At 61.4% G+C, this 13,994-nt stretch carries 11 protein-coding genes; 4 read left to right on the top strand and 7 right to left on the bottom strand.

What is annotated here, in order from left to right; translation table 11 throughout:
• Nucleotides 1–34: 34 nt before the first annotated feature.
• Nucleotides 35–1,951 carry a putative bifunctional diguanylate cyclase/phosphodiesterase gene (locus BM346_RS15795; protein WP_092015425.1) on the bottom strand — a complete coding sequence of 639 codons (1,917 nt, stop codon included), beginning with the start codon at nucleotides 1,949–1,951 and terminating at the stop codon, nucleotides 35–37.
• A 122-nt stretch (nucleotides 1,952–2,073) separates the two neighbouring features.
• Between BM346_RS15795 and BM346_RS15790 the strand changes: the two genes are divergently transcribed.
• Nucleotides 2,074–3,069: an LLM class flavin-dependent oxidoreductase gene (locus BM346_RS15790; RefSeq protein ID WP_092015422.1), complete on the top strand. Its 996-nt coding sequence runs from the start codon at nucleotides 2,074–2,076 to the stop codon at nucleotides 3,067–3,069.
• Nucleotides 3,070–3,095: 26 nt separating this feature from the next.
• Here the strand turns inward: BM346_RS15790 and BM346_RS15785 are convergent, their stop codons facing one another.
• Nucleotides 3,096–3,668: a glutathione S-transferase family protein gene (locus BM346_RS15785; protein WP_092015420.1), complete on the bottom strand. Its 573-nt coding sequence runs from the start codon at nucleotides 3,666–3,668 to the stop codon at nucleotides 3,096–3,098.
• A gap of 464 nt (nucleotides 3,669–4,132) precedes the next feature.
• Nucleotides 4,133–5,251 carry an alanine dehydrogenase gene (gene ald, locus BM346_RS15780; protein ID WP_092015418.1) on the bottom strand — a complete coding sequence of 373 codons (1,119 nt, stop codon included), beginning with the start codon at nucleotides 5,249–5,251 and terminating at the stop codon, nucleotides 4,133–4,135.
• A 207-nt stretch (nucleotides 5,252–5,458) separates the two neighbouring features.
• Here ald and BM346_RS15775 point away from each other — a divergent pair, with 207 nt between their 5' ends.
• Together BM346_RS15775 and BM346_RS15770 are read left to right on the top strand one after the other, a co-directional pair.
• A complete protein-coding gene (locus BM346_RS15775) occupies nucleotides 5,459–6,259 on the top strand; it encodes a dienelactone hydrolase family protein (protein WP_092015415.1) in 801 nt (266 codons plus the stop codon).
• A gap of 294 nt (nucleotides 6,260–6,553) precedes the next feature.
• The gene (locus BM346_RS15770) at nucleotides 6,554–6,760 is read left to right on the top strand and encodes a cold-shock protein (RefSeq protein WP_092015412.1); all 207 of its coding nucleotides are present in this window, start codon (nucleotides 6,554–6,556) and stop codon (nucleotides 6,758–6,760) included.
• A gap of 99 nt (nucleotides 6,761–6,859) precedes the next feature.
• Here BM346_RS15770 and crcB read toward each other — a convergent pair whose 3' ends face one another.
• The 4 genes from crcB to cysZ all read right to left on the bottom strand — a co-directional run bounded on the left by crcB (nucleotide 6,860) and on the right by cysZ (nucleotide 13,509).
• The gene (gene crcB / locus BM346_RS15765) at nucleotides 6,860–7,243 is read right to left on the bottom strand and encodes a fluoride efflux transporter CrcB (protein WP_092015410.1); all 384 of its coding nucleotides are present in this window, start codon (nucleotides 7,241–7,243) and stop codon (nucleotides 6,860–6,862) included.
• Nucleotides 7,243–9,693: an acyl-CoA dehydrogenase gene (locus tag BM346_RS15760; protein ID WP_092015407.1), complete on the bottom strand. Its 2,451-nt coding sequence runs from the start codon at nucleotides 9,691–9,693 to the stop codon at nucleotides 7,243–7,245. The genes crcB and BM346_RS15760 overlap by 1 nt, the downstream gene beginning before the upstream one ends.
• 144 nt (nucleotides 9,694–9,837) lie before the next feature.
• Nucleotides 9,838–12,687, bottom strand: a complete 2,850-nt coding sequence (rapA, locus tag BM346_RS15755; protein ID WP_092015404.1) for an RNA polymerase-associated protein RapA — start codon at nucleotides 12,685–12,687, stop codon at nucleotides 9,838–9,840.
• A gap of 63 nt (nucleotides 12,688–12,750) precedes the next feature.
• Nucleotides 12,751–13,509, bottom strand: a complete 759-nt coding sequence (gene cysZ / locus BM346_RS15750; RefSeq protein WP_092015401.1) for a sulfate transporter CysZ — start codon at nucleotides 13,507–13,509, stop codon at nucleotides 12,751–12,753.
• Between the two features lie 79 nt (nucleotides 13,510–13,588).
• On the opposite strand from cysZ, the gene BM346_RS15745 reads away from it, so the two are divergent.
• The gene (locus BM346_RS15745) at nucleotides 13,589–13,972 is read left to right on the top strand and encodes a VanZ family protein (RefSeq protein WP_139229948.1); all 384 of its coding nucleotides are present in this window, start codon (nucleotides 13,589–13,591) and stop codon (nucleotides 13,970–13,972) included.
• Nucleotides 13,973–13,994: the final 22 nt, after the last annotated feature.

Here is a 13,994-nt window from a genome sequence, read left to right as displayed (position 1 = left end):
AAACGTCTGGCCTACGCCAGCGTCTTGTTCCAGATCAACCTTCGGATTGTTGTGACTGACTCGCACCGAGCAGTTTCTGGAACTGCTCCGCGGGCATGGGGGCCGCCCGCAGATAGCCCTGGAAGCTGTCGCAACCGAGCCGGGCCAGGGTATCCAGCTGACTGTCCAGCTCCACACCCTCGGCCTGCACCTGAAGCCCCATGGCCTGGCCCATGGCGATGACCGCCTTGACGATACCCAGGCTGCCGCCATCGACCTGAAGCTCGTTAACAAAACTGCGATCGATCTTCAGTTTGTCCACGCGGAAACGCCGCAGGTAGCTGAGGGAGGAATAGCCGGTGCCAAAATCATCAATGGCCAGCTGGACCCCGGTTTCACGTATCTCCCGCAGCAGATCGGTGGTGCGCTCACCCAGTGCCAGCAGACTGCTTTCGGTCAGCTCCACCTCAAGCCTATGGCCCTCAATGCCGTTTTCCTCGATCACGCTGCGGAGAAAGGCCGGGAAATGCCCCCGGGCCAGCTGCCGGGACGAGACATTGATGGCCACCACGCCAGGCTCAAGGCCAAGCTCGGTCCAGGCCCGGATTTGCCGGGCAGCCTCGCTTGCGACCCTGGCGCCGATTTCGACGATCTGGCCGGTTTCCTCCGCCAGGGGAATGAACTCATTGGGGGACACCAGCCCCCATTCCGGATGTTGCCAGCGAACCAGAGCCTCGGCCCCGATGAGCCGACCGGAAGCAACATCATGGACTGGCTGGTAATAGAGCACGAACTCCTTCCTGGCCAGGGCGGTGGTCAGCGCCTCCTCAAGCTCCAGGCGACGGCGGGCCTGACGGGTCATTTCAGTATGATAGAACGCAAAGATGTTCTTGCCGGCGGCCTTGGCCTCACTGAGGGCCGAATCGGCCTGACTGAACAGGCGGCGGGTATCGTCTGAATCACCACCACGGCTGCCCCGGCTCAGGCAGATGCCAATACTGGCCCGCACCATCACCCGTGTATCATCGTCCAGCTGAAAGCCTTCCCCCAGGGCGTCCAGCAAGCGGCTGGCCATCTGCTCCACCTGTTTCTGGTCGGTGACGCCGGTCATCAGCACCACGAATTCGTCGCCACCAAATCGCCCCAGCTGACTGCCATCCACGAGAATTCCCAGGATCCGGTCTGCCGCCAGCCTCAGCAACTGGTCTCCCGCCTGATGACCATAGGACTCGTTGATGGTCTTGAAATCGTCCAGATCGACGAACATGACCGCCACCTGCCCGCTGCCTTCGGCGGGGGTCTGACGCAGGGCGTTTTTCAGATGTTCCGAGATCAGCGCCCGGTTCGGAAGATCGGTCAGCGGATCATAGAAAGCGAGGTAACGCAGACGCTCCTTATCGGCTTTTTCCTGGGAAATGTCAGTGGCAAACATCACGTAGTACGCCACCTCACCCTCGCGGTCATCGACCCGCGTCACCGTAACCCACTGTGTATACAGGGAGCCGTCCCGACGACGGGCGATCACCTCCCCCTGCCAGAGTCCGGTTTCATCCACCTCGCGCCAGAGCTCCTCGTAGAAAGGCTCCTCATGGGCGCCGGAGCGAAACTCCTTCATGGATCGTCCGAGGATGAGCTTGAGCGGGGTGCTGGACATCCGTGAAATCGCCGGATTGGCGTAAATGACCTTCTTGTCCCGATCCGCCGCCAGGATGCCAGTATGGGCGTGCCTGATCATGGAGCTCTGCAGATCCATGAAGCTGCTGGCGTGCTCCATACGGCGTATGGACACGTGCACCAGCACGCCGATAATCACCGCACTGACAATGACGAACGCCCACCCCTTTAGGGTCTGGGCTCTTGCCAGCACTTCGGGGGGAGCATCGGCAAATAACCACGACACCAGCTGATCGGAGAACAGGATCCAGACACAACCGAGCAGCAGGTATATCGCAGCAATCTTCAGGGGTGACATTCTGAGTTCGGGTAAAGGCACGGTTATCCCCGGTTCAAAAACTTCCTGTCGCGACTGGCGCTGAACGTTGTCGCGCCATGGTAAGGTACGTTTCTGGCATCATCGCAGATTTGGGAGCTCTCATGTCATCCAGACGTCGATTTTCACTGCTCGAGCTGGCATCGGTTCGGGAAGGCGACTCCGTATCCCGGACGCTTGCCAATAGTGTAGCGTATGCGCAGCACGCTGAAAGCCTTGATTTTGAGCGTTTTTGGCTGGCCGAGCATCACAACATGGAGGGCATCAGCAGCTCGGCAACCTCGGTCTTGATTGGCCATATTGCCGGTAAGACCGAGCGTATCCGGGTTGGCTCTGGCGGCGTGATGCTGCCTAACCATCCTCCCCTGGTGATTGCCGAGCAGTTCGGCACCCTCGAATGCCTCTACCCCGGCAGGATCGACCTGGGCCTGGGCCGGGCTCCCGGCACTGACCCCATCACCAGCCGCGCCCTGCGCCGGGACGGTATCGGAGCGGAGCAGTTCCCGGAAGATGTCCGGCAACTTCAGCAACTGCTGGGGCCATTGCGGCCGGGCCAGCAGGTCAAGGCCATTCCCGGCGCCGGCACCGAGGTGCCCATATGGCTGCTGGGTTCGTCCCTGTTCAGCGCCCAGCTTGCCGCCCACCTGGGGCTGCCTTACGCCTTTGCCGGCCACTTTGCACCACGACTCTACCGGGAAGCGCTTCGAACCTACCGGGATTATTTCCGGCCTTCGGAGCAGATGGAAAGCCCCTATGCGATCCTGGCACTGCCAGCGGTGCCGGCGGACACCGTTGAGGAAGCCCGCGTTCTCACTACCACCAGCTATCAGCGAATCCTGTCCCTGTTCCGCGGCCAGCCGTTGTGGATGAAGCCTCCGGTGGATTCCATGGAAGGTCTCTGGAGCCCGGCTGAAGAAGCCGGCGTGAAAGACTTTCTGGCGCTGCAGGTCCTGGGAGATGAGCAGGCCATCCGCTCCCGACTGGAACAGATCCTGGCCACCGTGGAGGTGGATGAGCTGATGTTCACGGTAGATCTCTATCAGCCCGAAAAACGTCGCCATGCCCTGGACATCCTCGCCCGGGTGCGGGACAGCCTTTGAGGCGGCCCGCCCTCGGGTCGGTGATGTCAGGCGTTGCGAGGATCGGTTTCCGCCACCATCGGATGCGCCCTGTGCTGGTCGCGGAAGGCGATCAGGCTTTCCACGCCGGTGAAATCCACCAGCTCCCGGAACTGCACCCAGTCCACCAGGCAGTAAAGGCAGATGGCGGGATAGTTCCATTGTGCGAACTGGCCTGACTCCACCATGGCGTTCAGAGTGCGCAGGGTTGTCATGATGCGCTCCCGCTGCAGGTTCCAGAACATCACGTCCGCATCCACGTCCAGCCCGGATTTCTTGGCAAGCAGCAGGGTCACGCAGGAGTCGTTTGCGCCATCAATAAGGGTTAGCTGATTCTCCTGCTCCCAGGTCAGTGGCGGGTGATCAAGCTTTTCCCCGAGGTAACGGGCAATGACCCGGGAGTCGAAAATCTCCTGGTCTCCGTCCTTGAGAACCGGAATCTTCAGGGTCGGGTTGTTCCGACGCAACTCGTCCCTCCCCTCCCCGTAGATATCCAGATGAACAAAGTCGTGGGGCGTGTCCACCAGCAGCAGGCGGATTCGGCGAACGTAGGGCGAGGTATTGGAACCGATGAGTTTCATGAAGACTCCATTGTTGTGTTTATGAAAGTGTTGGCCACTGCAACCCGATTCGCACCCCCCCTGTAGGAGCTGGCCCGCCAGCGAGGAGGGGCCCCAAAAGCTCGCGGACCGGGTCTTCGCCAGCAGGCTGGCTCCTACAGGGCCAGGCGGGCTCTACAGCCGTCGGTCTTCACCCTGCAGGAGCTGGCCCCGCACGGGCTAGTGTCCCGGCCGGTTAATTCGCTGACCTATTGCTTGCCGCTGGCGACTCTGGCCAAGGCGTCAGTCCGCAGGTGTGGTGGTTCCACATCAAGGGCTGACAACACAGGTCCAGAGTCGCCAGCGGCAAGCCCTCCGGGAGCCCCTGAAAGCCTTGAGAGCTGTGTTGCGGCGCCTCGATTTGGAACCACCAAATCTTCGACACCGCGCCTTGCTCTCAAGGCTTTCAGGGGCTCAGTAGGTCAGCGAATTAACCGGCCGAGACACTAGCCAGCAAGCGCCTTCTCCGGCTCGGTAAAGTCGTAGCCATGGGCCTCGGCCACTTCCCGATAGGTAACCTTGCCGTCGTGTACGTTCAGCCCATCCAGCAGGTGCGGGTTGGCTGCCATGGCCTCAACCGGCCCCTTGTCCGCCAGCTGCCGGATGAACGGCAGGGTGGCATTGTTGAGGGCCAGAGTAGAGGTGCGGGCCACGGCGCCCGGCATGTTGGCAACGCAATAATGCACCACCCCTTCCTCTGTGAACACCGGATCGTCATGTGTGGTTGGGCGTGAGGTTTCCACACAGCCGCCCTGGTCAATGGCCACATCCACGATGACGCTGCCTTCCGGCATGCGCCTGAGCATGTCCCGGGTGACCAGCTTGGGCGCGGAGGCGCCCGGTATAAGAACGGCGCCAATAACCAGGTCCGATTCCGTGACACACTGCTCCAGTTGCTCTCCGCTTGAAAATACCGTGCGGATACGGTTGCCGTAGCGCTGGTCCAGCTCCCTCAGAACCTCCACATTCACATCAAGAATACTGACGTCCGCGCCGAGACCCACGGCCATGGCCAGGGCGTTCTGCCCCACCATGCCCGCGCCGATGATGGTGACCCTGGCCGGGTTTACCCCGGGGACGCCCCCCAGCAGAACACCGCGCCCCCCCATGAACCGTTCCAGACAGTGGGCGCCGGCCTGAACCGACATTCTTCCCGCCACCTCGGACATGGGCGCCAGCAACGGCAGGTGACCGTGACTGTCAGTTACCGTTTCATAGGCGATGCAGGTGGCTCCGGAGGCCACCAGGTCCCGGGTCTGGGGTTCATCCGGCGCCAGATGGAGATAGGTGAACAGGGTATGGTGGGCCTGCAGCAGTTGCCGTTCCTGTTTCTGGGGCTCCTTTACCTTGACGATCAGCCCGGCCTCCCGAAAAACCTCTTCAGCGGACTCCACCAGCCGCGCACCGGCATCGCGATAGCTGTCGTCGGTAAAACCGATGGCCGCGCCGGCACCCACCTCAACCAGGACCTGATGACCGGAACCGGTCAGTTCCCGCACGGAAGCGGGCGTCATTCCGACACGGTACTCATGGTTCTTTATTTCCCTGGGTACGCCGATTTTCATGGTTTGTCTCCCGCCGATAGCCGATTGTTCATCAAGAGTCTAGCAGCGCCGGCGGCACTGACCATCCGCCACCGCGATGGCAGCGTAGAATAAAAATAACCTATTATGGACTGGTGCACTGAGCTGCGGACCGAACTGGCGTGCACCGGGCCACGGGACCACTGGCCCGACCCTCCGACCAGTCACTGACGACATAAGGATTCGACAATGATCTCCAAGCTGACCCCTCTCGCTGCCGGCATCGCACTGAGTATCGCTGCCGGCCATGTAGCTGCGGAACTGCAGACCAGAACCGTCAATTACACCGTCAACGGCACCGACTTCACCGGTTACCTGGCCTGGGACGACAATTACGAGGGCAAGCGCCCCGGTGTCCTGGTGGTCCATGAGTGGTGGGGCCACAATGAGTTTGCAAGGGACCAGGCCGAAAAGCTGGCGGAAGCCGGTTACACCGCCTTCGCGCTGGACATGTACGGCTCCGGCAAGGTCACCGACCACCCGAAAGAGGCCCAGCAGTTCATGGAGGAGGCCACGGGTGATATCGATGCACTGCAGGCGCGTTTCAGTGCCGCGATGGAGCAGCTCAAAAAACACGAAACCGTGGACGACGACCACATTGCCGCTCAGGGCTACTGCTTTGGTGGCGCGGTTGTACTGAACATGGCCCGACTGGGCATGGACCTGGATGGCGTGGTGAGTTATCACGGCTCCCTGGGCAGCCCCATTGAACCGGAAACCGGCGATATTACGGCACGCATTCAGGTGTATACCGGTGGCGCCGATCAGATGGTGTCCGCCGCGCAGGTGGGCACGTTCACCACCAATATGCAGGAGGCTGGAGCGGACTTTTCCGTGACGAGCTTTCCGGGGGTGCAGCACTCATTCATGAACCCCGGGGCCGATGCCATCGCCGAGGAGTACGGCATGCCCGTGGGCTATGATGCGGAGGCCGCCAAGCGGGCCTGGGACGGCACCATGCGGTTCTACCAGCAGATCTTCGACCGCTAGTGTCCCGGCCCTGTTCCGGGGGCTCCCCCCGGAACAGGGCGAAGGTACGAGTACGGGAAAGCGCGGATAATTAGGGCTGGCATTCCGTAAAAAGCAGGAGTAAAGTCAAATTCAGGAAAGATCAGTAAAGCACTTCATGAATCAAGACGTATCTCTGTTCCGCAGTATTGAATCCGTCCTGTTTTTGAATCCGCAAGTTCTGTGTTTCCTCAAACGTCCCTGACCGGCCTGGCAGCTATCCGACCGGCACGAGGACAATCAAAGAAAGTGTTTAAGATTACAGGAATTTCGAATATGGCAACTGATACCGGCACTGTTAAGTTCTTCAACGAAGCGAAAGGCTTTGGCTTCATCACCCGCGAGTCCGGCCCGGACGTGTTCGTTCACTACAGTGCCATTCAAGGCAGCGGCTTCAAGACCCTGGCTGAAGGCCAGCAGGTCGAGTTCACCGTAACTCAGGGCCAGAAGGGTCCTCAGGCGGAGAACGTTGTTCCTCTGTAAAGCAGGAATCAACGAAGGTGGCACCCGCTCCTGTAGCGGGCACCATCCAGAAGAAAGGCAGCCCCCGGGCTGCCTTTTTTGTTGTGGTCCCGCTTCTCATCAGGCCGGGGCGCGTAGCACCCCGAACAGCCACATGCCGACCGCCACCATCGCCAGCGAACCGAGTACGTGTACCACCACGCTGACCAGCATGATCGCCCATTTGCCCGCCTGTAGAGCCGCCACCAGTTCCAACGAGAAGGTGGAGAAGGTGGTGAGCGCACCGCACAGCCCGGTAATCAGCAGGAGACGCCATTCCGGTGACAGGTCGCTGTGACTGAACCAGCTGATGCAGAAGCCGGCAAGGCCCGCACCAACCAGATTGGCCATCAGCGTGCCTGGCTGGATGACAGCACCGGGGCCGTTAAGCCAGAGGCTCATGGCCCAGCGCAGGTTGGCGCCGACCACTGCGCCAACACTCACCGCCAGTAATGACCAGCCCATCACGCGGGATTATGATCAACGAGTGTGGACTTGTCCCTGGCCAGGGCGTCAAACGGGAAGTCGTCCACTGTCAGCATATCAAGCACATCTTCCTCGTACTTCCGCATAAAGGTGATTTCCTCCTCATCAAGGATCTCCGCCTTATAGGCCGCCTCGAACTGCTCTTCCGGATGCAGCGCTTCCATGGGCAGCTCGCCTTTCGCCGCAGCCTTGCCTACCTTGCGGTAGATACCCTCGGCCCGCTCATAATCCTTGAGCAACGTATTATATCGTGCGATCGGGTTCTCTTGCGGCCCGTCCCCTTCACTATGCCACGTCGGCCTGATCAGCTTGGCCCGCAGCGGCGTGTCGGTGGACATGGCCCGCGCCAGGCGCCGGGTCAGTTCATCCTGAGGTTTGTGCCAGTGGCGCCCAAGGGGCAGGGTAATGGCTCTCAGGGCCATGGCAACCGGCCGGTTGGGCAGGTTCTGCAGCAGCTCGTCCAGGGCGTGTTCTGTGCGATGTAGCAACAGGGTCAGGCTGTATTCGAACACCTCCGACTCGCCCTCCACCGGCTGCGACTCGTGCCAGTGCTTGAGCACCATGGAGGCCATGTACAGGTTTGCCAGCATGTCCCCCAGACGAGCCGATACCAGCTCCCGCATCTTGAGCTTGGAACCAAGCGTGGTCATGGCGGCATCGGCACAGAGGCCGAAGGCGGCACTGAACCTGGCCACGCCCTGGGCATACCTGCGGGCGGTACTGTCAAAGGGCACGTCTGCCCTGCCAACACCCAGGGCCTGGGTAAAGGCCCGGGCGGCGTTACCGAAGACCAGTCCGGCATGGCGGAAGAAAACGTCGTCGAACGCCTTTTCGTCGTTGTTATCCTTGGCAGCCAGCTCCTTGAGCACATAGGGATGGCAGCGGATCGCCCCCTGCCCGAAGATCATCAGGCTGCGGGTCATGATATTGGCCCCTTCCACGGTGATGGACACCGCCGAGCCGGAATAGCCGATGCCCAGATAGTTGCGGGGCCCCAGGGTGACGGTCTTGCCGCCGTGCACGTCCATGGCGTCTGTCAGTGCCGCCCGCTGCATTTCCGTCAGCTGGTATTTGAGGATGGCCGAGGGCACCGCCGGCTTCTCGCCATTGTCCACCATGTTGGCGGTCTGCAGCACTGCGGACTGGGCGATGTAGCACTGGGCGGCAATTCTGGCCAGGGGCTCCTGCACCCCCTCCATTTCCGCAACAGGAGTGTTGAACTGGCGGCGTACCCGGGTGAAACCACCGGCCATGCCGACCGCCGCAGCCGCCGCGCCCGCCGCACCGGACGGCAGCGTGATACAGCGGCCCACGGACAGGCACTCAACCAGCATGCGCCAGCCCTGGCCGGCCATTTCCTTGCCGCCGATAATGAAGTCCAGTGGGATAAAGACGTCCTTGCCCTTGATGGGCCCGTTCATGAACGGAGTACCGATGGGCCAGTGGCGACGGCCGACTTCCATGCCATCGGTGTCCCGCGGAATCAGGGCACAGGTGATGCCCAGATCCTTCTCTTCGCCAAGGAGGCCATCCGGATCGAACATCCGAAAGGCCAGGCCCACCACGGTTGCAATGGGGGCCAGGGTGATCCAGCGCTTCTCGAAATTGAGTTTGAGACCCAGCACTTCCTCGCCGTTGTATTCGCCCTTGCAGACGATACCGGTATCCGGCAGGGAGGTGGCATCGGAGCCCGCCCTTGGCCCGGTCAGACCGAAGCAGGGGACCTCCCGGCCATCGGCCAGGCGGGGCAGATAGTGGTCCTTCTGCTGGTCAGTGCCATACTTCACCAGCAGCTCCCCCGGACCCAGGGAGTTGGGGACACCCACCGACACCATCAGCATCTCGTTGGCTGCCAGACGCTGGAGGACAGCGGATTGCGCCTTCGCGGAAAACTCCAGGCCACCGTATTTTCTGGGGATGATCATGCCCAGGAATTTCTCCTTCTTGAGGAACTCCCAGAGCTCCGCAGGAAGGTCAGCCCGTTCAACCGCCACGTCCCAGGAGTTGCACATGGACACCGCCTTGACGCACTGGTTATCGACAAACGCCTGTTCTTCCTCGGTCAGGCCGGTGTTGCGGTTGATCAGCAGATTATGCCAGTCCGGGCGACCGGTGAAGATATCGCCGTCCCAGCCCACGGTGCCGGCATCCAGGGCCACCTGCTCGGTGGCCGATACCTTCGGAGCCACTTTCTTGAACAGGGCGAATGCCCTCGGCGTCAGCCAGCTCCGACGGAACTGCGGCAGCCCGATGGCGGCCGTGGCAATGGCGCCAAGGAACAGCAGCAGGGTCAACCAGCCCGATGCGAAGATCCATGACAGCAGGCCGAACACCACCATGACGATAATGGCGGGTTTGGCCCCCGCCTCGCGACGCATCACCGTGAGCAGGGCCGCAATGGCCAGAACAAACAGTATCAGGGTTGTCATAGGCACTTTCTTCCTTTTCGTCCTCAGGACATCGGATCAGACCATGGAGGAAGCCTCGATGGTCTGCCGTTGATAGAATGTTTCCGGAAAGCTTACGTCAAAGCTACCGCAACAGATGTGGACTGGCCAGAACGATCTTCGCCATCAGGCGGTTATCACCACCCGGATGCCCTCAAGGGCAAGCTCGGCCCGACTGATTGCGGTTTCCGCAGCCGCCAGCTGATCACGGAAGAAAGCCACTTCCTCCTCCCGGATTGCCGGGTTGTATCGCTGCAGGGCCTCCAGCCGGCGGATTTCCGGCTCCAGCATCCGGCGTACCTGGTCAAGAGCCGCTTTGCGGGTGGGCTCGAACTCCGGTTCCGCCAGGGCCCTGGCATGATCCACCATGGTTTCCACTTCCGCCCGAATCCGGGGCACGACTGTCTGCGCCGTGCGGCGCGGGATGTTCGAGCACATTCCGTTGAGACGGTCGTGGGGCAGTACATTGGTCAGATCACGGCCATTGACGTCCACCAGCAACCGTCGTGGAGACAGCGGCAGGTAGCGGGAAAGCTGCAGGTGTTCCGGTGCCGGGCAATGCACCACGAACACTGCCTCCAGCATCAGTGTGCCCGGCTGCAGTCCCTTTACCGACATGGTGGCCAGCGCCGCCTTGCCCAGACCGCTGCCCAGCACCGAGTCCATCACACCGGTCACCAGGGGGTGCTCCCAGCTCATGAAGGCCATATCCTCTCGCTGCAGGGCCTTTTCCCGACTCCAGGTGACCGTGATGCCATCGTCCGGCACCAGCTCCAGCTGGCCTGAATGGCGCTGTTCACTGGGCTTGAGAATATCAGCGTCGGTGGAATGTTCCTCCACGTCGACACCAAAAATATCACAGGCGGTATGGACATATTCCCGCACCCGGTCATCGTCCTCTTCCTGCTCAATCCCGGCAATCAGCTCCTCCGCAACGTCGCGACGGCAGGAATTGAGCTCAATGAGGGCATCGCGGCCCTCTTCCAGGCGCTGGCGCAATTCACTGGCCAGTGCCCGGGTCTGCTCCACCAGCGGCGCCATCTCACCGCTGACACCCTCGATGGCCCGCTGCCACTGTTCACGCACCTGCTCCTGCACCGGCACCCCGATGGCGCAACTCTTCTCGAAGGCGTTCAGCCCGTCGTGGAACCAGGCAAGCTGCACCTCAGTGGCGGTACCCTCAAGCCAGGGCACGTGCAGCTCGATGACATCGCCCTGGCCGATACGGTCGAGACGACCGATACGCTGTTCCAGCAGGTCGGGGTTGGCGGGCAGGTCGAACAGCACCAGGTGATGGGCAAACTGGAAGTTTCGACCCTCGCTGCCGATCTCGGAACATATCAGGGCCTGTGCTCCCTGCTCGTCCTCAGCAAAGTAGGCCGCGGCACGGTCGCGTTCGATCAGGCTCAGGTGTTCATGGAAGGCGGCACTACGGATGCCTGCCCTGAGCTGCAAGTGGACCTCAAGGGCCATGGCGGTTTCCGCATGGGCACAGATAACCACGACCTTTTCCTTTTTCAGCCCCTTGAGGGTCTTCTCAAGCCAACCGACGCGGGGATCTTCCGCCAGCCAGGTTTCGTCGGTAAAACTCTGCTCCGGGGTAAGGCCGTCCTCGCCGGTAATCTGCCCCTGCTCACGGTACAGTTCGGGGCACGGTAGCGGATAAGTATGGAGGCGTCGCCCGGAAAACCCTTCCACCGATGCCCGGGTATTGCGGAACAGCACCCGACCAGTGCCGTGACGATCCAGAAGTGCGTCGACAATCGCCCGGACCGGGTCGGGGTCGGCCTCGAGGCGCTCCAGATCATCGCCGAGCCAGTCACGCAGCACCTGGCGGCGATGGTCCGTGGGCACTTCACCGGCGTCCAGCAGGTCCCGGACCACCCCGTTTACCCTCTGGTAATCCGCTTCCTGCTGCCGGAAGGCCTCCAGGTCATGGAAACGGTGCGGGTCCAGCAGCCTCAGGCGGGCAAAATGGCTTTCCTCGCCCGCCTGCTCCGGGGTTGCCGTCAGCAACAGCAGGCCCCGCGTTTCTTCCGCCAGACTTTCCACGGTAACGTATTCCCGGCTGGCCCTTTCAGGGCTCCAGCCCAGGTGGTGGGCCTCGTCCACCACCATCAGGTCCCAACCCGCCGCCACGGCGTCCCGCTGTGCCAGGGTGTGCCCAGTGAGAAAATCCAGGCTGCACAGCACCAGCTGGCTGTCCTCGAAGGGATTGCCCGGGTCCTGGTCGAGATCCATGTCGGATCCGGATTCCGCCAGGGCCTGATAGTTGCTGTGATCCACGATACTGAAGCGAAGATTGAAGCGCCTGAGCATTTCCACCAGCCACTGGTGGATAAGGGATTCCGGCACTACAATCAATACCCGCCTGGCAAGACCGGTATGCAACTGGTAATGCAGGATAAGTCCCGCCTCGATGGTCTTGCCAAGGCCCACCTCGTCCGCCAGCAGCACCCGGGGCGCGAAGCGGCGGGCCACCTCATGGGCAATATAGAGCTGATGAGGCAGGTGCTGGGTGCGCGCGCCCAGCAATCCCTGGACCGTGGATCGGGCCAGACGGTCCTGATGTTCAAGTGTGGCGAGCCGGAGGCGGAAAGCGCCATTACGGTCAAACTGGCCGGCAAACAGACGCTGGTGGGGGGCCGAGAAACTCACCTGGCTCGCCAGCCGGACTTCCGAGATTTCCTGAAGGTTACCCGTCTCATCCACCGCGTGGTAGACCAGCACGCCACCCATTTCGTCCACGGCCTGTACCGTCAGTACCTGGCCGTCGAAGGTTTCGATCTCGTCTCCCATCTGGAAGGCGATCCGGGACAGCGGCGCACTGTCGCTGGCATAGGTGCGTTCCTCGTCGGCCGCAGGAAACCCCAGGGTAACAGTGCGACCGGACACGTCCGTGACAATACCCAGCCCGAGGCCGGCATCGGAATGGCTGACCCATCGCTGGCCAACGGCAAATGCAGGTGTTTCCAAGAATCCTCCCAATGAATCAGATCAAGACAGAACAGATAACGTCAGTGACAGGGTTTACTGTCATCAATGGCGGACCAGCGCCGTGGGGTCGGGCTCCTTCACCCAGAAGGCGGTGGCCCCGCAAACCGCCGCCGGCACCACAAACAGGTTGACCACCGGCACCATGGCCAGCAGCGCAACCGGCAGACCGAATCCCAGGGCGCTGAGCCTGCGTGCGCCCAGGCGCCGACGCAACGCCGGAAAGCTGACCCGGTGATTGTCGGCGGGGTAGTCCACGTACTGCAGCGACATCATCCAGCAATTAAAGATGAACCAGAGCACCGCCGCCACCAGGTTGACCACCGGAATCAGGCCGATGGCAAACAGCACCAGGGCCCGGGGCAGGTAATAGGCGATTTTCTGGACTTCCCGCCAGAGGGCCCGGGGAACGTCCTTGAGGATGAGCATCCAGCCACCTTCCTCACTGACTTCCTGACCCGTCAGGTACCTCTCGGTCTGTTCGGAGAGAAAGCCATAGAAGGGGGAGCCGATCAGGTTGGCCATGATCACGAAGCCATAGGCAAACAGCAGCAGGACAACTGCGCCATAGAGTATCCAGAACAGCCAGTCCATGGCCTGCAGCCAGGTCCAGTCCGGCAGCCATGCCATCAGGCCTGCGATCATCAGCGCAAAAACCTCCGCCAGCAACCAGAACAGCGCCACAAATAACAGGATGTTAAGAATGAGGGGAACAATCACGAAGAGGCGCAAACCCGGCTGGCGAATCAGGCCAAACCCCTCTCCCAGGTAGCCCAGGCCCTTGAAAAAGTTACCTTGCAACATGCTCGCAGCCTCATGACGCGTGGCGATGACGGGGCGCAAAGCATATCATGATGCCACTTTCACCACAGCCGGGCAGGATATGCGATTACACAGAACCCTCAACATCCTTCTGGATAATCAGCTTCTGTGGCGAGTGCTGTTCACTGCCTCCCTGATGCTTATCGCCTGGCTGGGATTCACCAGTCAGCCCTACCCCATCCCCTCCTCCGCCAGTGACAAGGTCAATCATTTTCTGGCGTTTGCCGAACTGGCGTTTCTGGCCCGCCTGGGCTGGCCAACCATCGGACTGCGGGTTCCCTTCGTGGTGCTGACGGGTTTTGGTCTGGCCCTGGAACTGGGCCAGGCGATGACCCCCTGGCGCCAGTTTTCCCTTTATGATCTGGGTGCTGACATGATGGGGATTCTTGCCGGCTTCGGACTGGTCGCGGCGGTTCTCCGGTTGATGCCGGGACGCCCGGAGTGAGCAACTGAGATATTAACCATTC

This window comes from Marinobacter daqiaonensis (genome assembly GCF_900115285.1).
Taxonomy (GTDB): Bacteria; Pseudomonadota; Gammaproteobacteria; order Pseudomonadales; family Oleiphilaceae; genus Marinobacter; species Marinobacter daqiaonensis.
Note: the sequence above shows the minus strand (reverse complement) of the source record. Positions and strands in the feature narration are given on the sequence as shown.